This is a genomic window from Streptomyces sp. NPDC007929 (genome assembly GCF_042959065.1).
GTDB lineage: Bacteria > Actinomycetota > Actinomycetes > Streptomycetales > Streptomycetaceae > Streptomyces.
This window is the reverse complement of record NZ_JBIBKD010000007.1, coordinates 368,131-391,833: the sequence shown is the minus strand read 5'-3', so window position 1 is coordinate 391,833 and position 23,703 is coordinate 368,131. Positions and strand designations below refer to the sequence as shown.

The following is a 23,703-nucleotide window of genomic DNA, read 5'->3' as shown; positions in this document are numbered from 1 at the left end:
GGAGACCGATGTCTTTCCGTACGACCCCATCCGTCGACTACGTCGAGGACGTCCGTCCGGGCAGCGAGGCCCTGCCGCCCCGCGCCTGGTACGCGGCCTCGGACGCACGGTCCCTGTCGCTGAACGGCAGCTGGCGTTTCCGGCTCTCGGCCACCGCCGGAGCCGAGGACGACTCGTTCGCCGAGGAGGGCTACGACGCCGGGAACTGGGCCGAGGTCACGGTCCCCGGGCACTGGGTCCTCCAGGGCGACGGGGCGTTCGGCTCCCCGATCTACACCAACCACCTCTACCCCTTCCCGGTGGACCCGCCGTACGTCCCGACGGAGAACCCCACCGGTGACCATCTGCGCGTCTTCGACCTGCCGCACGACTGGCCGTCGGACGGCGGAGCGGTGCTGCGCTTCGACGGGGTCGAGTCCTGCGCCCGCGTCTGGCTGAACGGCACGGAGCTCGGCGAGTTCAAGGGCTCCCGGCTCGCGCACGAGTTCGCGGTGGGTGAGCTGCTGAAGCCGGGCCCCAACGTGCTCGCCGTGCGCGTGCACCAGTGGTCGGCGGGGTCGTACCTGGAGGACCAGGACCAGTGGTGGCTGCCGGGCATCTTCCGGGACGTGACACTGCTGCACCGCCCGGCCGGCGGTGCGGGCGACTTCTTCGTGCACGCCTCCTACGACCACACCACCGGTGAGGGCACCCTGCGCGTCGACTCCGACGTCGACGGGCGGGTGCTCGTGGCGGCCCTGGACATCGATGTCGCCACCGGTGAGCCGGTGACCGTCGGGGTCGAGCCGTGGACCGCCGAGACGCCGCGGCTGTACGACGGTGTGCTGGTCACGGACGGGGAGCGGGTGCCGCTGCGCATCGGTTTCCGTACGGTCGTCCTCGAGGACGGGCTGATCAAGGTCAACGGAACGGCCGTCCTCTTCAAGGGCGTCAACCGGCACGAGTGGCACCCCGAGCACGGCCGCGCCCTCGACCTGGAGACCATGCGCGAGGACGTGCTGCTGATGAAGCGGCACAACCTCAACGCCGTGCGCACCTCGCACTACCCGCCGCACCCGGCCTTCCTGGACCTGTGCGACGAGTACGGGCTGTGGGTCATCGACGAGTGCGACCTGGAGACCCACGGTTTCGTCGAACAGGACTGGCGGGACAACCCGGTCGACGACGACCGCTGGACCCCGGCCCTGCTGGACCGCGCGGCGCGCATGGTCGAGCGGGACAAGAACCACCCGTCGGTCGTCTTCTGGTCGCTGGGCAACGAGGCCGGCACCGGCCGCGGGCTGACCGCCATGGCCGAGTGGATCCACGCCCGCGACCCCGAGCGGCTGGTCCACTACGAGGGCGACTGGAACTGCCGCGACACGGACGTGTACTCGCGGATGTACGCCTTCCACGACGAGGTCGACAAGATCGGGCAGCGGCTCGACGGCGGCCCGCTCCGGCGCCGCGAACTGCCCTTCATCCAGTGCGAGTACGCGCACGCCATGGGCAACGGCCCGGGCGGACTCGCCGACTACCAGGAGCTGTTCGAGAAGCACGAGCGGCTCCAGGGCGCCTTCGTCTGGGAGTGGATCGACCACGGCGTCCGCCACGCCGAGCTGGGCTACGCCTACGGCGGTGACTTCGGCGAGGAGCTGCACGACGGCAACTTCGTGTGCGACGGGCTGGTCTTCCCGGACCGGACGCCGTCGCCGGGCCTGATCGAGTACAAGAAGGTCATCGAGCCGGTCCGGATCGAGGGCTGGGGGTCCCCCCTGCTCGAGCGAAGCCGAGAGCTTGAGGGAGGCGCCAACGGCACCGTGCGCGTCACCAACAAGCAGGACTTCGCGGACCTGTCGGCGCTGGCCTTCGAGTGGTCGTGCCAGGTGGACGGCGAGACCGTCGAGTCGGGTCCGCTCGCGGTGCCGGCACTCGCGCCGGGCGAGAGCGCCGAGGTGAAGCTGCCGGAGCCGCCCGCGGACGGCCGGGGCGGCGAGCGGCAGTGGACGGTGCGGGCGCTGCTCGCGGACGACACCGCCTGGGCCGCGCAGGGGCATGTGGTGGCCTGGGGCCAGTTCGCGGTGGGGGCACGGCCGCTGCCGACCTTCCCGGCGACCGACCGGCCCGTGCCCGACGGCGACCGGATCACGCTCGGCCCGGCCGGGTTCGACGCCCGCACCGGCGCGCTGCTCACGATCGGCGGGGTGGAGGTCGGTGCGACGCCGCGGCTGGACGTGTGGCGGGCGCCGACCGACAACGACGACGGCGCCGAGTGGCAGAGCGACACCCGCTACGGGACGCTGTGGCGCACGCTGGGCCTGCACCGGATGCGGCACCGCCTGGTGTCGGTCGAGGCGGGCGACGACGCGCTCACCGTCCGGACCCGGGTGGCACCGGCCGCCCGCGAGGTGGGTCTGGACACGGTGTACCGCTGGACGTCCGACGGTGAGCGGCTGCGGCTGACCGTGTCCGTGACGCCCCAGGGCGACTGGACGGTGCCGCTGCCCCGGCTCGGTGTCCGCTTCGGGCTGGCGGAGGCGGACCGGGTGGAGTGGTTCGGCGGCGGTCCCGGCGAGGCCTACCCGGACACCGGCAAGGCGTCCATGGTGGGCCGTTGGCGCTCGACGGTGGACGGGCTGCAGACGCCGTACGTCCGGCCGCAGGAGAACGGCGCCCGGGCGGATGTCCGCTGGGTGGAGCTCGGCGGGCTGCGGATCGAGGGCGACCCGGAGTTCTGGTTCACGGCGCGGCGCTGGACGACCGAGCAGCTGGACGCGGCCCGGCACCGCACCGACCTCACGGCCGGCGACACGGTGTGGGTCAACCTCGACCACGGGCAGCACGGCATCGGCTCGCAGTCCTGCGGCCCGGGTCCGCTGCCGCGGTACTTCCTGAGGGCGGAGCCGGCGGAGTTCTCGTTCGTGTTCTCGACCACCGGGTGAAGAAGACGTTTTCTTCTTCCCGCCGCCGCCATCGGGGACCTGACGGTGGCGGCGGGCCGGATCAGGTACCTGATCGCGGCCGTCCTCGGCGACATGGTCGCGGGGCTGCCGGCGTCCATGGGGTCGCGGGTGCCGCGGAAGTGGCGTCTGCGGCAGTGCACGGGGAACAACGGCTGACCGGAGGGGGCGGCCGAGGCGGGGTCAGGGGCGGCCCGCTCGGCGGATCGGGGTGAGCAGGGCCGTCACCGCGAGCAGGACGCAGATCGCTCCGGCCGCCAGGGCGACCGGGGCCGTGCCCTGTTCCTCGGCGGCCCAGGTGAGGACGGCGGCGCCGACGGGGGCCGCCGCGTAGTGAAGGGTCCAGAACGCGGAGGTGACCCGGCCCAGCAGGTGTTCCGGGGTCACCTCCTGGCGCAGTGACATCGAGCAGGTGCCCCCCATGGCGGCACAGGCGAGGAAGACGGCGCTGAGGGCCGCGACGACCGGCACGTCACTGGCCCAGCCGAGACCGGCGAACGCGAGCCCGCACCCCGCGACCGAGCAGGTCCACGTCGCCCCGAAGCCGAGGCGGCGGCGGATCCTGGCCACGAGCAGGGCACCGGCGATGGTTCCCAGCGCACCGGCCGCCATGACCGTGCCGACGGTGCCGTCGTCATGCCCCAGGTCGTACTTGAGGTGATAGATGACCAGGTCGTTGAGGCCGAGGGTGAGGAAGCTGAAGACGAACAGCAGGACGGTGAGCGAGCGCAGCACGGGGTGGCCGTAGAGGAAGACGATGCCGGTACGGAGGTCCTGCCAGAGCCCGGTGCGGGTGCCCGGCTGTTCATCGGGAGTGGAGGTGGGGGCGTTGGTGGGGGTGGGGGCGTTGGTGGCGGTGGGGGCGTTGGTGCGGGTGCGGGTCGGGAACCGGACGAAGAACAGGCACACCGCCGACACCCCGAAGCTGGCCGCGTCCACACCGACGGCCGCGGCCGGGCCGGACCACGCCGCGACCAGCCCCGCGCACAGCGGCCCGAGGACACCCGCCGAGGCTGCGGTCGCGTTCAACCGCCCGTTGGCCTCGGTGAGTTGCCCGGTACCGACCAGCGCGCGCACGGCCGTGACGTAGCCGACCGCGAACAGCATGCCGACGGCCTCGCACAACGGCAGCACCGCGTACAGCAGCCACAGCTGCGGGCCGAACAGCCACACCAGCGGGATCACCCCGTACAGCCCCATGCGCACCAGGTCGCAGGCGATGAGCAGCCGGCGGCGGTCCACCCGGTCCACGACCGCCCCGGCGAACACCGCCGCCACGACGGACGCGGCCCCGCCCACCGCGGTCAGCAGCCCCATCCGGGCGACCGAGCCGGTGGCCTCCAGGACCAGCAGGGGCAGGGCGATCAGCGCGAAGGAGTCGCCGAGGACGGAGAGGGTCTGCGCGGCCCAGAAGATGCTGAAGCCGCGCTGCCGCCACAGCGGGCGCCGGGCGCCGGGTAAGCCGGCGTGGGGCTCACCACCGGACGCACTGCTCCCGGGTTCGTCCGCGCGTCGTGCCGCCTCGTGCGTCATGCAACCTCCCCCGTCGCCGATGCAGGGCAACCCTACGACGGTGGGCGGAAAGCGGTACCGGCCAACGGTGCGGGCGGGGTAGCGTCCGCGCCGTGAGCTGATCTCTCCCGCGGTGTCCCGGACACCGCAGACGCCATCACGTTTCCACGCGCCATCGCGTTCCCATGCGTCGGCGCGTTTCCAGCGCCATCACGTTTCCACGCGCCATCGCGTTCCCATGCGTCGGCGCGTTTCCAGCGTCGGCGCGTTTCTCGCAGGGAGACATCACCATGCACATCGTCATGGGCAGCACCCCCGACGACACACTGGCGGCCTTCGTCACGCGGGCGGCCGAGGATCCCGCGGTCGTGGGGCTGGTCCTCAGCGGCTCCCAGGTCCACGAGGGCATGCCCACCGCCCACTCCGACCACGACCTGCACGTGATCCTCCGGGACCGGCACGCCTGCGAACTCGCCGCGCTGGACCGGTTCCGCTAGGTGCTGTTCACCCTGCACCGCCGCGTCCGGCCGTACAACAAGTACCTGCGCTGGGAGCTGGAGCGGCAACCGCTAAGCGATCCCCGGTGGGGTGCGGACCGTCTTCTGCCGGTCCTGCGGCGCGTCCTGGGCGACGGCGACCCGTCCACCCAGCGCGCGCTCTTCACCGGGATCGAGAGGGCTGCGCGCGACGCCGGGCACGGCGCGGTGCTCGACGCCTGGGGCACGGACCTGGACCTCCTGCGTCCCTCATGACGCGAAGACGTCTCCCACTGTTCGTGCTGTTCCCCTTGCGCACCAAGGGTGTTGCCCTCGAACCTGAGCAACGTTCAACTTCTTCCACCCCCCGCCTCTCCGACCGGAGACACCCCATGAAGAGACTGATCGGCACCGTCGTGGCCGCCGCCCTGGCCGTCACGGGCCTGGCGACCACCAGCGCGACACCCGCCGTGGCCGCGGACTCCGGCTCCTTCTCCGTCCTCACCTACAACGTCGCAGGGCTCCCCGAGGGCCTGAGCTCGGGCAACCCGGCGAAGAACACGCCGCTGATCTCGCCGCGCCTCGGGACCTACGACATCGTCAACGTGCAGGAGGACTTCAACTACCACGCCGCCCTGTACGCGGGCGACGACCACGCCCACCGCACCGCGACCAGTGGCGGTGTCCCGTTCGGGGACGGCCTGAACACGCTCTCGGACCTTCCCTTCGAGGACTTCCAGCGCGTCAAGTGGAACAAGTGCACCGGCACCAACTGCCTCACCCCGAAGGGGTTCTCCCTGGCACGGGTCCGGCTCGCCGAGGGTGCCTTCCTGGACCTCTACAACGTGCACACCAACGCGGACGACACCGACGACGCGCTCGCCGCCCGCCGTGCCAACGTCCAGCAGCTCTCCGACTTCATCCGCGCCAACTCGTCCGGCAACGCGGTCATCGTCATGGGCGACACGAACACGCGCTACACCCGCTCCGGAGACAACATCCGCACGCTCGTGAGCGAGAACGGCCTGACCGACGCGTGGGTGCAGCGCGTGAAGGGCGGGACGCCCCCGGCGCAGGGTGGTCCCGCGCTCGTCTGTCCTGCCACGGCACCGCCGGACGACTGCGAGGTCGTGGACAAGGTCCTCTACCGCGGCAGCAGGCTGCTGAGCCTGAACGCGACCCGCTACAGCAACGCGTGGGCGTCCTTCCTGGACCCGGCCGGCGGCAACCTCTCCGACCACTTCCCGCACGCGGTCGACTTCTCCTACACCCTCGACCCGTCGCTGCGCGCCAGCGACTTCTTCGGCGGCCCGCACGGCACGGCGTTCAACGACGCGGACGACCTGCCGGCCGTCCCGTCTCCGCGCACCCTCACCCTGCGCGGCGGTGCTCGCCTGGACGGTGTGTCCCTCACCCACGACGGCGGCACGACCCTCGCCCACGGTGGTACGGGCGGCACCGCGGCCTCCCTGACCCTGGCCGCGGGTGAGCACCTGACCTCGGTCGAACTGACGCAGGGTCAGAAGAACGGCCGTACACGGCTGTTCTCGGCGTCGTTCACGACGGACCGCGGCCGCACCCTGTCCGCCGGCACGGCGACGTCCGAGGCGAGGACCTTCACGGCACCCTCCGGCCGGCAGATCGTGGGCTTCACCGGCCGCGCGGGCGACGAGCTGGACAAGCTGGGGGTGGTGTACGCGCCGATCCGCTGAGGCGTTCGCCCCTCGGAGAGCCGTGGAGCGTGACCCGCGCGGCGCGACACGACCGGTGGGGTACGGCGGCCGCGCCCCCACACCGGCGGCTACGATCGCTCCCGGCTCCCATGGGGCCGCACCGACGGCCCGGCTCTCATCGAGAGGTGATATCGAACCCCCATGCCCAGAGCCGGTCTCACCCCCGAGCGCCTCGTCGCGGCCGCGGCCGACCTCGCCGACGAGGCCGGGTTCGAGGGCGTCACCCTCTCCGCCCTGGCCCGTCGCTTCGGGGTGAAGGACGCGAGCCTGTACACCCACGTCCGGAATCTGCGGGACCTGCGGATCAGGATGGCCCTCCTCGCCGGTGGCGAGATGATCGACCGGATCGCGCAGGCGGTCGAGGGACAGGCGCCCGGCCGGGACACCCTGGCCGCCTTCGCCGCCGCCTACCGGGCCTACGCCCTGGAGCACCCCGGCCGGTACGCGGCGACACAGCTCCGGATCGACCCGGAGCTGGTCTCCGACTCCCCCGCGATGCGCCGCACGGCCGACGTCACCTACGGCATGCTCCGCGCCTACGGCCTGGAGGAACCCGACCTCACCGACGCCGTGCGCCTGTTGCGCAGCACCTTCCACGGCTACTGCGCCCTGGAGTCCACCGGCGCCTTCGGCGCGCCCCGTGACGTGCAGGTCTCCTGGGACAGGGCGATCGACGCCCTGGACGTCCTGCTGCGGAACTGGCCCCGCTAGATCACTCCCGAGGCCGGGCCGGGCCGGTCCCGGGATCCGGCGCTGCGAACTCCGCCACCTCGTCGTACGACGGCGTCGGACCCGTCGGTGTCCGGCCCGCACGGAGGTCCGCCACCGCCTCCAGGGCCGCCCCCAGCGCCCGCCGGTACAGCAGCGAGCCGAGGCTGACGCGCCCCACGCCGACGTCGGCGAGGCGGGCGACCGGCGGGCCGGCGGGTGAGTAGAGGACGTTCAGGGGCACGTCCAGGTGGCGCACCAGGGCCTCGATGCCGCGCAGGTCGGTGAGGCCGGGCACGAACACCCCGTCCGCGCCCGCCTGCCGGTAGGCATCGAGACGTGCCAGGGTGCCGTCGCCGTCGCCCAGCCAGTGGGTGTCGGTGCGGGCGTTGACGAACAGGCCGGGAGCGGCCCGTTTGACCGCCGCGATCTTCGCCGCGTGACGGGCGGCCGGTCCGAGGCCGTCCTCCAGGTTGATGCCGACGGCTCCGACGGCGTACAACTCCCTTGCCAAGCGGGCGACTTCGTCGGGGTGGTCGCTGAATCCACCCTCCGCGTCGACGGACAGCAGGAAGGGCTCGGAGCCCAGGGCCATGGCCAGCCGCAGCGCCTCCTCGCGGGTCGCCGCCGCCCCGTCGGGGAGGCCGGCCGCCGCGGCGACGCCCAGGCTCGTCGTCCCGACGGCACAAAACCCCTGTCCCGCGAGGGCCCGGGCTGACGCATGGTCCCAGGCGTTGGGCAGGAGCAGGGGCTCCCCGGCGCGGTGCAGACCGGCGAAGGCGGTGGCGGCCCCCGCCGGATCGAAGGGCTTCGGCTGCGGATCCACGGTCATGCCCGCACGCTAGGCCCCGCTCACTTCGGCAGGGACCGAAGCATGGCGGCGCCCGACGGCGGCACGCCTCAGTCGACCTGTACGCCACCCTCGTCGAGCCGGACCCGCACCTCGGGCCCCTCGGTCCAGCGGATCGTCAGTTCGCCCTCCCCGGAACCGGTTACGGCGACGGTTTCCGCCAGTGGGCCGGGGTCGGTCTCGGCGGTGAGCCGGGCCAGGGCGACGAACAGGGTGGCATCGCCGGTGGTGACACCCGTGAGGTCGTCGTCGAGGCCCACCGCGGGCAGCAGTTCGGCCTGGGCACCCTCCGGTGCGCTCCACCCGGTCACCCGTACCGCCGTTCCCGGCGCCGCGCCCGCGACCAGATGCGCCCGCACCTCCACCGCTCCCCGCGCCAGCACCACGCTCGTCACCCGCGCGCCCGCACCGGCGCTGTGCCGGGACGCCGCCCAGCCCTCGCCCACGCCCAGCGGTTCGATGCCGGTACGGCTCGGGTCGCCGGCGACCAGGACGCTGTTGTCGTACGCGTCCGAGGGCGTCGTCACCGTGGAGTACGCCAGCCGCGTGTAGTACGGGTCGTAGCGGACGTCCTCGCTGCCGTGGTTGTGGAGGCGGACCACGCCGTCGGAACGGGTGGACTGCACCAGCCAGTTGGGCGGTCCGACGGGGGTGACACCGTCCGCGCGTTCGGCGGGGGCGGCCTCCTCCGGCACCGTCCAGACCTCGTGGTCCGCGGGCAGGAGCAGGCCCAGGAAACCCTTGCTCGCCCAGTACGGGGAGGCCGGGCCCGAGTAGCCCTGCAGCACGGACTCGTCGGGGCCGTGCCAGCCGAGGGAGAGCAGACCCCGGTCGTCCACCGCGCCCCGGTCCAGGAAGTACTTGAGCGCGCCCGAGGCCAGCCGCCGGGTCTCGCCGGGCGGCAGGGGCGTACGGCCGATCAGCGCACCCAGCCAGAGCGGGGCCGTCGTGGCGAAGCGGTAGGTCAGGGAGCGGCCCTGGCGCATGGGGGCGCCGTCGCCGCCGAAGAGACGGGCGTAGTCCGAGAGGTGCCGGCCGAGGCGGTCGCCGTACAGCTCCAGCAGGCGCTCGTCCTGCTCCAGCCACGCGTGCAGCACCGGGTAGAGGTGCATCGCCCAGCCGTTGTAGTAGTCGTACTTGCGGCCGTCGCCGTCGGTGTACCAGCCCTCGCCGACGTACCACTGCTCGATGCGTTCCAGGCCGCGGTCGATCGCCGCGCGGGAAGCGTCCTGCTCGTAACCGATTTCGGCGAGGAAGCCGCCCACGGTGACCGGGAACAGCTCCCAGTTGCACGGCCAGGGCTCGGCCGTGAGGGAGTCGGCCAGCCACGCGGCCGCCCGCTGACGTACGCCGTCGTCCAGGCGGTCCCAGAGGAGGTCCCGGGTGAGGCGCAGGGCCAGGGCGACGGACGCCGCCTCCACCAGGGGCTGGCTGCGGTCCTCGATGCGGGGCCAGACTCCCGAGACACCGGCGGCGAGGCCGGTCGCATAGCGTTCCAGGGCCTTCTCGTCACGGCGGAACGCGGCGAGCAGCAGGGTGCGGGCGTAGCCCTCCAGGCCGTCGGAGAGGCGGCCCGACCAGCTGGACCGGTCGCCGGGCAGGTGGTAGAGCGCGCGGTCCTCGGTCGCGTACGGCTCGACCGCGGCGAGCAGCGCGTCGGCCGCCGCCTCCCAGTGGGCGCGGGTGTAACCGGTGAACGGGGACGTCGTGCGGTCGTCGGGGGGCAGCTGCATCGCGTGTCTTTCATGCTCGGGCCGGCCGGAACGGGTCGGACCTGGAGCGCCCCGGTTCCGGTCGGGGCGCCCCAGGGGTCTATCCCACCCGCACCGTGCCTCTGGGCACCAGATGCAGGGTGACGAGTTCGTCGCGGACGAGGCGCGCGAAGGCCGTCGCACCGCGCACCGACGTGTGCGTGTTGTCCCGCGCCTCATCGGTGAGGTACAGCGCCTTGGAGCCTTCCACACCGAGGGACTCCACCAGCGCCTTGGTCTTCGCCGTGAGGTCGATCAGCGGGACGTCCCGCGCCGCGGCGACCGAGCGGATGACGGCCGGGTGGTCGACGCCGAGGCCGTTGACCAGGAGGGCGGTTCCGTTGTTGAGCGTGCCGTCGGTGTTGAACCAGCGCCGCACGACGGGGGTGACAAGGACCGGCTGTCCGCCCCGTTCCCGGACGCCCGCGACCAGGGCTTCCAGGTTGGCCCAGTAGGTGGCCTCGTCCGTGGTCTTGTCGTTGTGCGCGAGCTGGACGAGGACCGCGTCGCCGGGGCGGATCAGGGGCCGTACGGTGGCCCACAGCCGCGGGTTCCCCAGATAGCTGACCGTACTCTCCCCGGAATCGGCGTAGTTGGCGACGGACACGCCCTCGCGGAGGAACTGCGGCAGTTGCTGGCCCCAGCCGGAGTACGGGTCGCCGGGCTGGTCGCAGACGGTGGAGTCGCCGACCAGGAAGATCTGGCGGGCGTGCCGGGCCCGCTTGACCTCGATCCCGGCGAGGGCCGGGGCGGTCCCGCCGATCCTGAGGTCGAGGCCGGGGGTTCCCTCGGGGCCGGTGGGCTCGCCCTCGGGGGTGCGGACGTTCACCGTGAAACTGCGGGTGATGCGTTTTCCGGCGGGTGCGGTCGTCTCCTGGAGCAGGGAGCGGCGGCTCTCTCCGGTGACGCTCGTGCTGGAAGCCGTTTTCCCGCCGAGTGTGACCCGTACGTCGTACGTCCCCGGCGGGACGTCGAAGTGGCAGGCGTCGGCGGCGCAGTGGGCGAGGCCACGGGCCCCGTGCGTGGCGTCGGCGTGGGCGGGTACGGACGACAACGCCGTCCCCAGGGTCACCGCTGCGGCGACGGCGATGCTGAAACGTCTCACTTCAGGCTCCTCCCGGCACATGACAAGACCTGGAGGGGGACCGTACCGCTCCGGACAAGCGCTTTCTAGACCTCGAGCAGCATTCACCAGATCTACGGACCGGCTTGAGTGAAAGCCCTTTCGCGAAATCGATTCAACTGTCACTCTCGCTCCCACCGCACTCCCCCCCCACCTCTCGCAGGAGGCACCCCCATGCCCGGAGCCACGAACAGACCGGTCGGCCGTCGTACCGTCGTCCTCGCCGCCACGGCCGGTGCCGTCGGCGCGGCCCTCGCCCGCCCCGCGCACGCCGCCGGTTTCGGCTGGAGCGACGACGGCGCGAACTACGTCGTCGACACCGGCGCCCAACTCGTCCTCAAGGTCTCCAAGTCCACCGGCGACCTGACCTCCCTGGTCTACCGGGGCACCGAGTACCAGGGCTACGGCGGCATGAACTCGCACATCGAGTCCGGCCTCGGCTCCTCCACCGTGAGCATCAAGCAGTCCGGCACGACGATCCTGATCTCCGTCACGCACGGCACCCTCAGGCACTACTACGCGGCCCGCAGCGGCGAGAACAACATCTACCTGTGGACGAACAAGGCCGACACCTCCGTCGCCGCGAGCCGGTACATCGTGCGCGTGAAGAAGGGCGCCTTCCTCAACGACGAGCCCGACTCCTACACCTACGCGCCCACCGCCATCGAGGCCTCGGACGTCTTCCGGAAGTCCGACGGCCAGACCCGCTCCAAGCACTACTCCCGGCTGCGCGTCATGGACTACGACCACATCGGCTGGTCCGCCGGCGGTGTCGGCCTGTGGATGGTGCGCAGCAACCACGAGAAGGCCGCCGGCGGCCCCTTCTACCGCTCCCTGCTGCGCCACCAGAGCGCGGACGGCGGGGGTCTGTACGAGATCCTGCACTACGGCCAGAACCAGACCGAGGCGCAGCGCTTCGGTCTCCAGGGGCCGTACGTGATCGCCTTCACCGACGGCGGGGCGCCCTCCTCGGCGTTGTCCCCGGGCACACTGACGACGCCCTGGGCAGACTCGCTCGGCATCGCGGGGTACGTGCCGGCGAGCGGGCGGGGCAAGGTCGCGGGTGTCGGGATCTCCGGGCGGAACACGGCGTACCCGTACACCGTCGGGCTCGCCAACGCGTCGGCGCAGTACTGGGCTCGGGCGCGTTCCTCGGACGGTTTCTTCTCCGTTTCCGGTGTGCTGCCGGGGACGTACACGCTGACCGTGTACAAGGGCGAACTCGCGGTGTACACCACGTCGGTGAGCGCGTCGGCGGGCGGCACGACGACCCTGAACACGATCGCGATCCCCTCCTCCAACGACCCGTCCCAGGCGAACGCGATCTGGCGGATCGGCGACTGGAACGGCACGCCGGCCGGATTCAAGAACGCGGACCTGATGACGTACGCGCATCCGTCCGACACACGGGCCGCGTCCTGGACCGGGAACGTGGTCGTCGGCAACGGCGAGACGGCGGCCTTCCCCTGCTACCTCTGGAAGGACGTCAACAGCGGGATCCTGGTGTACTTCAAGCTGACGGCGGCCCAGGCGGCCGCCGCGCACACCCTGCGCATCGGGGTGACGACGGCGTACGCCAACGGCCGCCCTCAGATCACCGTCAACGACACCTGGACCTCGGCCGTCCCCGTCCCGCCCACCCAGCCGAACACCCGGTCGCTGACCAACGGTTCCTACCGGGGCAACAACCACACGTTCACGTACAACGTCCCCGCGTCCGCCTGGAAGACGGACACGAGTCAGTACAACGTGCTCAGGATCGACGTGGTGAGCGGGTCGGGGGCGAGCGGGTTCCTCAGCGCGGGGACGGCCGTCGACGCGATCGACCTGCTGGCCTGAGCGTCCGGCGGACCGGCCGGGCGGTCATGTTCCGCGCGTCCACTGCTGGTTGGTGCCCGCGTTGCAGGTGTACGTGATGAGCGCGGCGCCGTTGGCGGTGGACGCGCCGTTCACGTCGAGGCACTCGCCGCTCGCGCGGGACCTGACGTTCACGTACGAACCGGTGGTGGTCAGCGACCACTGCTGGTTCGTCGCGGAGGAGGCGCAGTTCTCCTGTGTGACCGTGCTCGCGTTCTCCTGCACGCACAGGCTGCTGTTCCTGACCATCAGCTGGTAGTAACCGCTTCCGACGGACTTGAACCAGTACTTCTGGTTTCCGCCGCCGTTGCAGTCGTACTGCTTGATCTGGGCGCCCGCCCAGAGCGACTGGCTCGTGACGTCGGCGCACTTGGCGGAGTGGCGGGCGATCAGCGTGTTGTAGGTGGCGGCGGTACCGGTGACGGTCCCGGCGGCCGTGTCGATCGTGACCTCGGGTGACCAGGACATGGACATGGTGGTCGCGTTGGAGAAGGTCAGCGGCGCCCACACGTACCGGGAGTCGTTGACCGTCCCGCCGAAGGAGTTGCCCCAGCGGTCGCCCAGGTAGAGGTACGACGTGCCCGAGGTGCCCTGCACGGGCAGGACGAACGCGGTCTGCGAGCCGTACGTCGTCGAGTCGCCGATGTTCTTCATGGCCGACCAGGGGCCGGAGAGGCTGGTGGCGGTGGCGTACTGCTGCTGGTTGGGGTTCCAGCCGGTGGCGCCGGAGGTCAGCATGAAGTACACGCCGTTCCGCTTGAACAGCGCCGGGGCCTCGCGGTGTCCGCCGGGCCAGGGGTTGGCGACCAGGCTCGCGATGCCGGTGTAGTCGGCGGTGAGGCGGTAGATCTGGAGGTCGTAGTTCTCGCGGGCGGCGGAGATCATGTAGCCGGCGCCGTCCGTGTCGGTGAAGACCGTGATGTCACGGGACATGTGCTGGCCGAGCGGCCGGAAGCTGCCCTTCCAGGTGTAGTCGCCGTCGACGGTGTCGGAGACGGCGACGGCGGCGCGGGCCTCGCTGTAGTCGGTGCCGTTCTCCTTGTGCATCCACATGACGAACGTGCCGGTGGCGGCGTTGTACATGACCTTGGGCCGCTCGATGTTGGCGGTCGCGAGCTCCGGGTCACTGGCCTCGGTGAGGACGTGGTTGCGGAACTCCCAGTTCTTCAGGTCGGTCGAGCGGTAGGCGTCGACGTACCGGAAGGTGTTGTCGGCGTTGCGGTGCTCGCCGAACCAGTAGTAGTAGGAGCCGACCTTCAGGACTCCACCGCCGTGCGCGTGGACGGGGTTGCCGGAGGTGTCCGTGAACTGGGTGCCGTTGGTGATCTTCTGGGGTGCGGCCTGGGCGGGACCTGCGGTGGCGAGGGCGCCGAACAGTCCGAGGCACAGGGCGAGAAGGACGGCGTGCACACGTCTCATGTCATTCACCCGCCGCCTGCGTGTCGGCGACGGGGATGCCGAAGTCGGGGGTGCCGTCGGGCTTCCAGCCGAGTTTCTGGACGCGGGTGTGGCGGTTGGGGTCGTTCAGCGGGTCGCCGTTGATGTGCTTGTACTGCCGGGCGTGGTAGACGAGGACGTCGGTGCGGCCGTCCTCGGAGACGGTGAAGCAGTTGTGGCCGGGACCGTACTGTTTGGTCGTGTCGTTGCTGGTGAACACCGGTGTCGGCGACTTGGTCCAGCTCAGGGGATCCAGGAGAGGGCTGTCGGCGTCGGCGGTCAGCAGACCCACGCAGTAGTTGAAGTCGGTGGCGCTGGCCGAGTACGTCATGAAGAGGCGGCCGTTGCGCTTGAGGACGTACGGGCCCTCGTTGACCTTGAAGCCGATGCACTCCCAGTCGTACTCGGGGGTGGAGAGCCGCACCTGCGGGCCCTTGAGGGTCCACGGATCGGCCATCTCCGAGAGGAAGATGCCGGTGTTGTTGTCCAGTCCGGGCTCGTGCTGGGCCCAGGCGAGGTAGCGCTTGCCCCGGTGGGTGAAGGTGGTGGCGTCGAGGGAGAAGGTTTCCCACGCCGTCTTGACCTGGCCCTTCTCCACCCAGGTGCCCTTGAAGGGGTTGGGGTTGGCGTTCTCCAGCACCCATATGCGGATCGCCCAGACGTCCTCGGCGGGAGCGGAGGCGAAGTAGATGTACCACTTGCCGCCGATGCGGTGCAGTTCGGGCGCCCAGATGTGGGCCCCCATGGGGCCGGTGGCGTGGGCGCGCCAGATGACGGACTCGTCCGCAGCGCCGAGGCCGCGCAGGGTGCGGGAGCGGCGCAGGATGATGCGGTCGTACTCGGGGGCGGTGGCGGTGAAGTAGTAGAAACCGTCCTTGTGCCGGTTGATGTGCGGGTCGGCACGGTTGCGGACCAGGGGGTTCACGAAGGGGGCCGCCTTCGGACGTCCGGCGGGCGTTCCGGCGGGCGTTCCGGCAGCGGTTGTTGCGGGAGCGGTTTCTGCCCGGGGTGCCGCCTCGGCGACGCCGGGGACGGCGGCGAAAGCGCCGGCGGCTGCGGCGCCCTTCATCAGCATTCTGCGGCTGGGGGGTTCGGGCAGAGCGTGGTCGCGGTCGCGGCTCATGCGGTGGGGCCTGCCTCTCACTGGGGGACACACGGCGTCATCATCGAATGCAGCGTCTGATATCTCGAACACCATCTGTCATTACGAACGCCGAAAAGGTAAGGGGGTGACACGTGGAGGTCAACGGGTCTGACGGGACGAACCCGCTGGGTTCGGTGGTGAACGCGCCGGTCTCGATGGCGAACGCGTCGGTCTCGGTGGTCAAAGGGGCCGGGCTCGGCGGCGAATGCGCTCGTCTTCGTCTCGGAAACGGAAACAGCGGGCGCTCCAAGTTTCCGTTATCGACCCGGACATGAGCCGTCTCCAGTCCTGTGCGCAGCCTGACCCACACCACAGCAGCGGCCGCGGGATTCCTCACGGCGATCGTGTCGCTCGTCGCCCCTCCCCCGGTGACGACGACCGTGGCGCCCCGGACTCCGGCGTACACCGCGAGCGCGTTCCGCGACGTCAGCACGCTCGCGGTACGCGGCGAGGGGCCGCTCGTCCGCACCGGGGACAGCGACGTCACCACCCCCCGCAGGACCGGCGACGGCACCGTCGCCGGCGCCGCGCGGCGACCCGGCTTCGGCTGGTGGCCCTACGCCTTGTGCTCCGCCCTGGTCGTCAGCCTCGCGGTACCGGTGGCCACCGGGGAGGGCCGAAGCGGGCCACGAGGTGAGCGGCGGGGTGGGCGGCACGCGGGCCGTGCGCGGCGGTGACCCGGCCGGTCCTCACAGCTCCGACTCGCCCCAGACCGTGACCTCCACCTCGTCCCCCACCGCCATCGTGCCGGGCCGCAGCACCGCGTACTTCGTGCCGAAGGCGATGCCGCCCCGGGTGGCGCGGCGGTAGCCGGCGAGGGTGCGCAGGGGCTCGGGGCCCGCCCGGGTGCCGGCGTGCTGGTCGACCAGGGTGACCGCGCAGCGGATGGCGAGCTTGGCGTAGCCCAGTTCCGTGGTGCCGATGCGCAGCCGGTGCGCGCGGTCCTCCGTGTGGGGCTCGTCCCAGCCGTCGACGACGAGGTTGGGGCGGAAGCGGTCGACGGGAAGGGGCTGTGCGCCCCGGGCCGTCATCCTGGCGTCGAGGAGGTCGAGGGTGGAACGGGAGAGGACGTGCAGGGCGCAGCTGTCGGCATAGCCGGAGGTCCCGGGGGTCAGTCCGTCGGTCACCCGGTCGTGTTCCGGCGGGGTGCGCACCAGCCGGCTCGGTACCCCGAGCCGGTCCGAGAGCCAGTGCGCCGCCTCGTCGCCCTGGTCGATGCCCTGGTAAGCGGTTCCGAACAGGTCCACCTTCTGCCGGTCCGCGGAGGTGTCCACCTTGAGGTGGAGGGGCTCGGCCTCGGGCGCGGTGAGCGTGAGGTGCTCGCCGTCGGGGGTGATGAGGGGGCGGATGACGGCCAGCAGCGGATCCCGGCGCTGCGTCCGGTACACGCCCTGATCGCTGACGACCATGAAGCTGCGGTCGTGCGCCAGTCCCGCCGGGGTCAGCAGGGCCTCGCGCACCGACGTACCGGCGCAGCCCTTGACCGGGTAGTACGACAACTCGACGACTCGGGCTCGGGCCATGACCTTCCGTTTCCGTACGGCGGTGCAGGGGTGGGGGCCCCGCGGTTCAGCGGCCGGAGGGGGCTTCGGGGAAGCCGAGCCGAGGCGCCAGCTGCCGTGCCTCGGCCGCCCATTCGGCCAGGAATGCCAGGGCCAGGCCCCTTTCCCGGTAGCGCGGTTCGGCCGGGACGGTGCCCTCGCCGCCGTAGGCCAAGGGCTCCTCGTCCGCCCGGGCCAGCATCAGCGCCGTGAGCCAGTCGTACTTGACCGCGGAGGCGCACACGCCCAGTCGTACGAGGGCTTCGTCGCCACGCCAGCCGCTCACGCGCAGGCCCTGCACGTAGGCGTCGTAGGCCGCCTTGGCCAGGCCCGGCAGGTCGGCGGCGGGCACGAAGAGGTCGAAGACGCAGTCCGGGACGTAGTTGCCGAGGTCCTCGCCGAGGGCGCCGTCGCCGGTGAACGCCCAGTCGAGCAGGACGCCGGCGCCGGGGCCGTCCGCGCGGAGGTTCGCCGGCCACTGGTCGAGGTGGCAGAGGGCGCGGGGCAGCGATTCCATGACCGTGAGGAACCACTCGCGGTCGTGGTGGAGACGGACCATGTCCTCGCGCAGGCCGGGCGGGAAGTGCCGCCGGACCAGGGGGTGTCGCCACGCCTCGTCGGAGTCGAGCAGGGCCTCGCCCGTCGTCTTCCCCGCCGTGTAGTCCCGCAGGAAGCGCTGCGAGAGCCACGGGGTGTCCTCCCCCGCGCCCACGGCGCCCTGCGCCATGCCCAGGCGGTGGGCGTGGTCGACATGGCGGGCCAGGGGCCAGGACGTCGCCGGCGGGCCCGGCACGTCCTCCAGCCACAACGCGACGTCCCCGTCGGGGCGTTCGGCGCACTCCAGCAGCCGGGGTGCGCGGATGCCGTGCCGCTGCCAGACCTGGGCGAGGCCGGACCGGTAGACGTAGGCCTCGCGGCGCCAGAAGTTCCAGTGGCGCGGATCGTTGGACGCCGACCAGCCGACGAAGGTCTCCTTGGTCCGGGTCAGGACCTTCAGGACGGCCGAGCGGTCGCCGCCGGTGACCCGCCACACCCCGGCCGTGACGCCGTTCAGCGGATTGTGGGTGAGCGGCTCGAACACCGCCCTGTCCGCGGGGACTCGCAGGACTTCACGTACTTCGGCTTGTGCTGCGGCGACGTCGGGCATCCCCCGATGCTATGCCGCCGCCTCCGCCGTGTCCTTGCGTCCCCGCAGCCACACGTAGACCGGGATTCCGGCGAACAGGAACAGCACGCCCTGGTAGACGGCCGCGTACCCGGCGCCCGCGATCAGCCAGAACGAGAAGGCGAAGGAGAGGACCGCGACCGTCAGGTCCCGGGCGAGTCCCGCCGGACGGACCCGGGCGCGGGTGCCGCGGGCCAGCCAGTACAGCTGGGCCGCCGCCGACAGCAGGTACGGCACACAGCCGGTGAACGTGGTGATCAGGACGAGGACGCGGAAGGTGGTGTCCGGCCCCGCCGTGTAGTTGAGGGCGATGAGGACACTGCCGAGGACCGCGCAGGCCCACACCCCGAAGCCGGGGACGCCGCCCTTGCCGAGCCGGGCGAAGGGCGCGGGGAAGAGCCCGTCGCGGGCGGCGGCGTACGGCATCTGGGCGGCCATGAGGATCCAGCCGTTGAGGCAGCCGGTGATCGAGGCGACCGCGACGAGGGCGATGGCGGTGCCGCCCCAGCCGCCGCCGGTGATCGCGTTCACGGCGTCGGCGAAGGGGGCGCCCGAGTCGACGAGCCGGTCGTGCGGGACCAGCCCGAAGACGGCGATCGTGCCGAGGACGTAGACGAGCGCGGAGGCCAGGGTGCCGAGGACGCTCGCCCGGCCGACCGTGCGCTCGGGGTCGCGGACCTCGCCCGCGCTGACCGCGGCCGACTCGACGCCGAGGAAGCTGTACAGCAGCAGCGCGGCGGAGGCGGCGAGCGCGCCGGAGACGCTCTGGCCCGAGGCGTTGAACGGGCCGAAGTTGTCGGCGTCGACGAAGAACAGGCCGATCGTCGCGAGCAGGAGCAGCGGGACGAACTTCAGGATCGTGGAGACGACCTGCACCGCGCCGACCCAGCGCGTGCCCGCGAAGTTCGCCGCGGCGGGCAGCCAGAGGGCGGCCATCGCGACGAGGGCCTGAAGGACGTGGTTGCCGTGCAGGGGTATCAGGACGTCGACGTAGCCGACCACCGCGACGGCCAGGGCGGCGATGCTGACCCAGCACATCGTCCAGTACGACCAGGCCGACAGGAACCCGGCGAACTCGCCGAACGCGTCCCTCGGATAGACGTACAGACCGCCGGTGACGGGGCTGCGCCGGGCGAGCCTGCCGAAGAGCAGCGCGAGCAGGACGGCGCCGACCGAGAGCACGAGGAAGGCGAGCAGGCTGATCGTGCCGTAGGGGGCGACGGTGGCGGGCAGGGCGAAGATGCCGCCGCCGATGATGTTGCCCATGACGAGGGCCGTGGCGGCGGCGAGCCCGAAGGTGCGGCGGGGGGCCGGGGCGACGGCCTTGTCGGTGGCGGGGGCGATGGCCTTGTCGGTGGCCGGTGCCGCGTCGGTGGCGGGGGCCGGGGCCGGCTCGGAGGAGTCGGGGCCGGTGGGTTCGGATCCGGTGGGTCCGGGTCCGGTGGGTTCGGCGGGCCCGGCGGGGCGGGGGACGGTCATGGGCGGTGTTCCTGTACGGGCGGAGGGGAGGGCCGTGATCGTAACCCGCTGTCCCACATGGTGGTCGATCTGTTCATGCACTGGACACACTCGACTGGGGTCCGCCACCGGTTCTCGACTACCGTCGTCGGCATGACCAGCACCCTCACCCTCGCCGAAGCCCTCGCCGCCGGGACGGTCGTCCTCGACGGCGGCATGTCCAACCAGCTCGAATCGGCCGGGCACGACCTGAGCGACGAGCTGTGGTCGGCGCGGTTGCTCGCCGAACAGCCGGAGGCGGTGACCGAGGCGCACCTGGCCTACTTCCGGGCGGGGGCGGACGTGGCGATCACCGCCAGCTACCAGGCCACCTTCGAGGGGTTCGGCAAGCGCGGGATCAGCCGTGACCGGGCGGCCGAACTCATGGCGCTGAGCGTGCAGTCGGCCCGGGAGGCGGCCCGGCGGGCCAGCGTCCCGCGGCCGTTGTGGGTGGCGGCGTCGGCCGGTCCGTACGGCGCGATGCTCGCGGACGGCTCCGAGTACCGGGGGCGCTACGGGCTGAGCGTCGACGAGCTGGAACGTTTCCACCGGCCGCGCCTCGAGGTGCTGGCCGCGGCCCGGCCCGACGTACTGGCGCTGGAGACGGTCCCGGACGCCGACGAGGCCGCGGCCCTGCTGCGGGCGGTGCGCGGGCTCGGCGTGCCCGCCTGGCTGACGTACTCCGTCGCCGGTGGCCGCACCCGCGCCGGGCAGCCACTGGAGGAGGCCTTCGCCCTGGCCGCGGAGGCGGACGAGGTGATCGCGGTCGGGGTCAACTGCTGTGCGCCGCAGGACGTGGAGGCCGCGACGGCGACGGCCGCGCGGGTCACCGGCAAGCCGGTCGTCGTCTACCCCAACAGCGGCGAGACCTGGGACGCCGAGGCGCGCGCCTGGGCCGGCCGCTCCACCTTCACCACGGACCAGGTCACGGCCTGGCAGCAGGCGGGGGCCCGGCTGATCGGCGGCTGCTGCCGGGTGGGACCGGACGGTGTCGCGGGCATCGCGAAGGCGCTGGGAGCGGCATGACTCCGGGAGCGGGCCGCCCTGTTCCCGTTCGTGGTTCCCGCCCGTGGTTCCGGCCCGTGGGTGTAGAGACCCTCCTGCGCTCTCCTCTCCGCTGCTAGCCTCCGTCACGGGAACCGGTTTCTACGGTGTTGCCGCTGTTCCCGTGGGGGTGGGCGCGGACCGGCGCCCGGAGAGACGAGGCGGGCATGACGAGGAAGAGCGGCGACGGGGGCCGCAGCACGATCCGGGACGTGGCGGCGCGTGCGGGGGTTTCCGCGTCGACGGTCTCCAGGGTGCTGGGCGGGGTGTATCCGGTGAGCGCGGCGACCCGCGGGAGCGTGCTGCGGGCGGTCCGCGACCTGGACTACGTGGCCGACGCCCGGGCGAAGGCGATCGCCGGGGCCGGCACGCCCACCCTGGCCTTCGTCCTGGAGGACATCACCGGACCGTCGTTCGCGCTCATGGCCCACGGGGTGGAGCGCGAGGCGACCCGGCTCGGCCATCTCTGCCTGGTGTGCAGCACGGAGGGCGACGTCGGCCACGAGCTGGAGTTCGTCGAGATGATGCGGGCGCAGCGGGCCGCCGCGGTGATCCTGGTCGGCGGTACGGCCGACACCCCCGAGTACCGCGAACGCACCCACCGCATGGCCGACTCGCTGGCCTCCGCCGGTTCCCGCCTGGTCCTGTGCGGCCGGCCGCCGCTGGACCCGGGCGCCCCGGTGACGGTCATCGAGTACGACAACGAGGGCGGCGCCCACACCCTGGCCGCGCACGTGCTCGCGCAGGGCCACCGCCGGGTGCTGTACCTCGGTGGCCGGGCGGACCACACCACGGCCCTGGGCCGTGAACGCGGTTACTTCGCCGCGCACCGGGCCCGGGGCCTGACCCCCGACCCGTCCCTCGTCCTGCACGGCGACTTCACCCGGGACGCCGGGCACCGGCTGATGCGGCGGGCGATCGAGGACGGCCTGGATTTCAGCGCGGTCGTGGCGGCCACGGACATGGTCGCGGCGGGCGCTCTCACGGCGCTGCACGAGGCGGGCCTGGCGGTGCCCGGCGACGTCTCCCTCGCCGGCTACGACGACATCCCGTTCGCCCGCGACCTGCACCCCGCCCTGACGACCGTCCACGTCCCCTACGAGGAACTGGGCCGTCTCGCCGTCCGCACGGCCCTGGAGCGCACCCCGGGCGCCCCGGGCGAACACCTGCTGCTGGGCACGCACGTGGTGGTGCGGGACTCGGTGGGCCCGCCACCGCCCGGGCCGCGCTAGCCGTACGGCCTGGGCGGCGGCAGGCGCGCGGTGTGCGCCGTGCTGGTGCGCCGTGCTGGTGCGCCGGAGGTGATCCCCTCAGTGGCGTCGCAGGGCGCCGGTGCGGCGCAGGCGCCGTACGGCCGACCGCAGTTCGGCGCTGCGGTTGGGCGAGACGTCGGCCGGGATCACGGTGGGCGCGGGCTCGGCGGGTGTGAGGGCGTCGGCCTTCCAGAGGGCGAGTTCGCGGTCCCGGGGGCCGTGGGCGGTGTAGGCGATGCCGTCCTCGGCGTCCGGCGCGCGGTCTCCGAACACCCGTACCGGGTGGGTGTCGTTCCAGCGTTCCCAGCCCGGGTCGCCGTCCGTGGCGAACCGCACCCAGGCCGTGTGCAGGGCGTCCGCCAGTTCCTGCGGCGCGCCCTCCCCCGCCAGTTTCCGGGACTCGGGGGCGTCCCCGGTGTCGAAGACGAAGCCCAGTTCCAGCGCGTGGCAGGAGCCGAGGCCGGGCAGGTTCGAGGGCCAGGCGAACTCGTAGACGTACGACGGTTCGGTGCGGGCGTCGGCCAGGTGGTGCAGGGGGATGCGCAGCAGGTGGTCGGTGACGAGCTGTCCGACGATCTCGGCGGTGCCGGCCTCGGGGTGCAGTGCGCGGTAGCCGCGCGGGACCTCGCTGCCGCAGTGGCAGCGGGCCATGGCGCCCGCGAGGGCGACGGCTCCGAGGCGGTCCACGCGCTCCAGGAGCCCGCCCGGCACCAGCCAGAGCCGGTACTCGTCGCGGGTCCAGCCCATCAGCAGTTCGACGCCGGGGGCCGCGCCGCCGTCCGTGAGGGCCTCCATCGGGTCGCGGGGGACAATGTCGCCGTCGGTGACCAGGCCGAACGCGGGACCGCCGACCACCGGGCTGCTCAGCTTGCCCACCTCGGCCTGGGTGCGCAGCAGCAGGTCGCGGTCGACTGCGGCGAAGGCCTCGGCGGTGGCGGGGATCTTCAGCCGGGAGGCCATCCGGCGGACCATGCGCCGAACCTTGGCCCGCTCGGACACCTCGGGCGGCCCGCTCTGCAGCACGGCCCGGCGGACCAGCCCCTGGGTCTGCGGCGCGGCGATGAGGGCGCCGACGCTGATCGCCCCGGCGGACTGGCCGAAGAGGGTGATGCGGCCGGGGTCGCCGCCGAAGGCCTCGATCGACTCGTGGATCCAGGTCAGAGCGGCTGTCTGGTCGCGCAGGCCGGGGTTCGGGGGCGTGTCCGGGAACAGTCCGTAGCCCTCGACACCCAGCCGGTAGTTGATCGATACACAGACAACGCCGTCGCGGGCGAAGGCGTGCCCGTCGTACACGGGTACGGCCGAGGATCCCCTCGTCAGGGCGCCGCCGTGGAGCCAGACGAGGACGGGCAGACGGGCTCCGGGGCCGGGGTGCGGGGTCCAGACGTTGAGGTTGAGGCAGTCGTCACCGGGCACGACCGGGTCGGACAGGTAGTGGGCGAAGGCGTCGGAGTACGGCGGTTTCGGCGCGGTCGGGCCGAAGGCGCCGGCGTCGCGGACACCGTCCCAGGGCGGCAGGGGTACGGGCGGACGGAACCGGCGGGGGCCGAAGGGCGGGGCGGCGTACGGGATGCCGCGGAAGACCGCGACTCCGCGCTCGTACCGGCCCCGGAGGGCGCCATGGGGCGTGCTCACCACGGGGTCTGCCTGGTCTGCCCGGTCTGCCGTCATGC

At 72.3% G+C, this 23,703-nt stretch carries 17 protein-coding genes and 1 pseudogene; 8 read left to right on the top strand and 10 right to left on the bottom strand.

Going from position 1 to position 23,703, the window contains the following annotated elements:
- Positions 1 to 8: 8 nt before the first annotated feature.
- The gene (locus ACFZDE_RS25120) at positions 9 to 2,921 is read left to right on the top strand and encodes a glycoside hydrolase family 2 TIM barrel-domain containing protein (protein WP_391203250.1); all 2,913 of its coding nucleotides are present in this window, start codon (positions 9 to 11) and stop codon (positions 2,919 to 2,921) included.
- A 201-nt stretch (positions 2,922 to 3,122) separates the two neighbouring features.
- Here ACFZDE_RS25120 and ACFZDE_RS25115 read toward each other — a convergent pair whose 3' ends face one another.
- Positions 3,123 to 4,472, bottom strand: a complete 1,350-nt coding sequence (locus tag ACFZDE_RS25115) for an MFS transporter (RefSeq protein WP_391203247.1) — start codon at positions 4,470 to 4,472, stop codon at positions 3,123 to 3,125.
- 269 nt (positions 4,473 to 4,741) lie between these two features.
- On the opposite strand from ACFZDE_RS25115, the pseudogene ACFZDE_RS25110 reads away from it, so the two are divergent.
- The 3 genes and pseudogenes from ACFZDE_RS25110 (at position 4,742) to ACFZDE_RS25100 (ending at position 7,371) form a co-directional block, all read left to right on the top strand.
- A pseudogene (locus ACFZDE_RS25110) lies at positions 4,742 to 5,203 on the top strand (hypothetical protein).
- A 116-nt stretch (positions 5,204 to 5,319) separates the two neighbouring features.
- A complete protein-coding gene (locus tag ACFZDE_RS25105; RefSeq protein WP_391203244.1) occupies positions 5,320 to 6,639 on the top strand; it encodes a jacalin-like lectin in 1,320 nt (439 codons plus the stop codon).
- Positions 6,640 to 6,801: 162 nt separating this feature from the next.
- Positions 6,802 to 7,371: a WHG domain-containing protein gene (locus ACFZDE_RS25100; RefSeq protein WP_390994034.1), complete on the top strand. Its 570-nt coding sequence runs from the start codon at positions 6,802 to 6,804 to the stop codon at positions 7,369 to 7,371.
- Position 7,372: 1 nt separating this feature from the next.
- Here ACFZDE_RS25100 and ACFZDE_RS25095 read toward each other — a convergent pair whose 3' ends face one another.
- From ACFZDE_RS25095 to ACFZDE_RS25085, 3 genes are all read right to left on the bottom strand, one after another.
- Positions 7,373 to 8,200 (bottom strand): isocitrate lyase/phosphoenolpyruvate mutase family protein, encoded by an 828-nt coding sequence (locus ACFZDE_RS25095; protein ID WP_391203241.1) that lies wholly within the window; start codon positions 8,198 to 8,200, stop codon positions 7,373 to 7,375.
- 68 nt (positions 8,201 to 8,268) lie between these two features.
- On the bottom strand, positions 8,269 to 9,951 hold the full coding sequence (locus ACFZDE_RS25090; protein ID WP_391203237.1) for a DUF2264 domain-containing protein: 1,683 nt from the start codon (positions 9,949 to 9,951) through the stop codon (positions 8,269 to 8,271).
- 79 nt (positions 9,952 to 10,030) lie between these two features.
- A complete protein-coding gene (locus ACFZDE_RS25085; protein WP_391203234.1) occupies positions 10,031 to 11,074 on the bottom strand; it encodes a GDSL-type esterase/lipase family protein in 1,044 nt (347 codons plus the stop codon).
- 192 nt (positions 11,075 to 11,266) lie between these two features.
- On the opposite strand from ACFZDE_RS25085, the gene ACFZDE_RS25080 reads away from it, so the two are divergent.
- Entirely contained in the window at positions 11,267 to 12,931 is a 1,665-nt protein-coding gene (locus ACFZDE_RS25080; RefSeq protein WP_391203231.1) for a rhamnogalacturonan lyase B N-terminal domain-containing protein, read from the top strand.
- 24 nt (positions 12,932 to 12,955) lie between these two features.
- On the opposite strand, the gene ACFZDE_RS25075 is transcribed toward ACFZDE_RS25080, so the two are convergent.
- Positions 12,956 to 14,368 carry an RICIN domain-containing protein gene (locus ACFZDE_RS25075; protein WP_391203228.1) on the bottom strand — a complete coding sequence of 471 codons (1,413 nt, stop codon included), beginning with the start codon at positions 14,366 to 14,368 and terminating at the stop codon, positions 12,956 to 12,958.
- Position 14,369: 1 nt separating this feature from the next.
- Positions 14,370 to 15,509, bottom strand: coding sequence for a family 43 glycosylhydrolase (locus ACFZDE_RS25070; RefSeq protein WP_391203225.1), 1,140 nt, complete (start codon positions 15,507 to 15,509; stop codon positions 14,370 to 14,372).
- Between the two features lie 311 nt (positions 15,510 to 15,820).
- Between ACFZDE_RS25070 and ACFZDE_RS25065 the strand changes: the two genes are divergently transcribed.
- On the top strand, positions 15,821 to 16,207 hold the full coding sequence (locus ACFZDE_RS25065; protein WP_391203223.1) for a hypothetical protein: 387 nt from the start codon (positions 15,821 to 15,823) through the stop codon (positions 16,205 to 16,207).
- 12 nt (positions 16,208 to 16,219) lie between these two features.
- On the opposite strand, the gene ACFZDE_RS25060 is transcribed toward ACFZDE_RS25065, so the two are convergent.
- From ACFZDE_RS25060 to ACFZDE_RS25050, 3 genes are read right to left on the bottom strand one after another with little or no spacing between them, the layout of a single operon-like run.
- Positions 16,220 to 17,053, bottom strand: coding sequence for an MOSC N-terminal beta barrel domain-containing protein (locus ACFZDE_RS25060; protein ID WP_391203220.1), 834 nt, complete (start codon positions 17,051 to 17,053; stop codon positions 16,220 to 16,222).
- A 46-nt stretch (positions 17,054 to 17,099) separates the two neighbouring features.
- Positions 17,100 to 18,218, bottom strand: coding sequence for an aminoglycoside phosphotransferase (locus tag ACFZDE_RS25055; protein WP_391203217.1), 1,119 nt, complete (start codon positions 18,216 to 18,218; stop codon positions 17,100 to 17,102).
- A 9-nt stretch (positions 18,219 to 18,227) separates the two neighbouring features.
- Positions 18,228 to 19,715, bottom strand: a complete 1,488-nt coding sequence (locus ACFZDE_RS25050) for an amino acid permease (protein WP_391203215.1) — start codon at positions 19,713 to 19,715, stop codon at positions 18,228 to 18,230.
- Positions 19,716 to 19,847: 132 nt separating this feature from the next.
- On the opposite strand from ACFZDE_RS25050, the gene mmuM reads away from it, so the two are divergent.
- Both mmuM and ACFZDE_RS25040 read left to right on the top strand, forming a co-directional pair.
- Complete coding sequence (gene mmuM, locus ACFZDE_RS25045) at positions 19,848 to 20,759, top strand: homocysteine S-methyltransferase (protein ID WP_391203212.1); 912 nt, start codon at positions 19,848 to 19,850, stop codon at positions 20,757 to 20,759.
- Between the two features lie 185 nt (positions 20,760 to 20,944).
- A complete protein-coding gene (locus ACFZDE_RS25040) occupies positions 20,945 to 22,009 on the top strand; it encodes a substrate-binding domain-containing protein (RefSeq protein ID WP_391203209.1) in 1,065 nt (354 codons plus the stop codon).
- A 78-nt stretch (positions 22,010 to 22,087) separates the two neighbouring features.
- Here ACFZDE_RS25040 and ACFZDE_RS25035 read toward each other — a convergent pair whose 3' ends face one another.
- Complete coding sequence (locus tag ACFZDE_RS25035) at positions 22,088 to 23,701, bottom strand: carboxylesterase family protein (protein ID WP_391203206.1); 1,614 nt, start codon at positions 23,699 to 23,701, stop codon at positions 22,088 to 22,090.
- Positions 23,702 to 23,703: the final 2 nt, after the last annotated feature.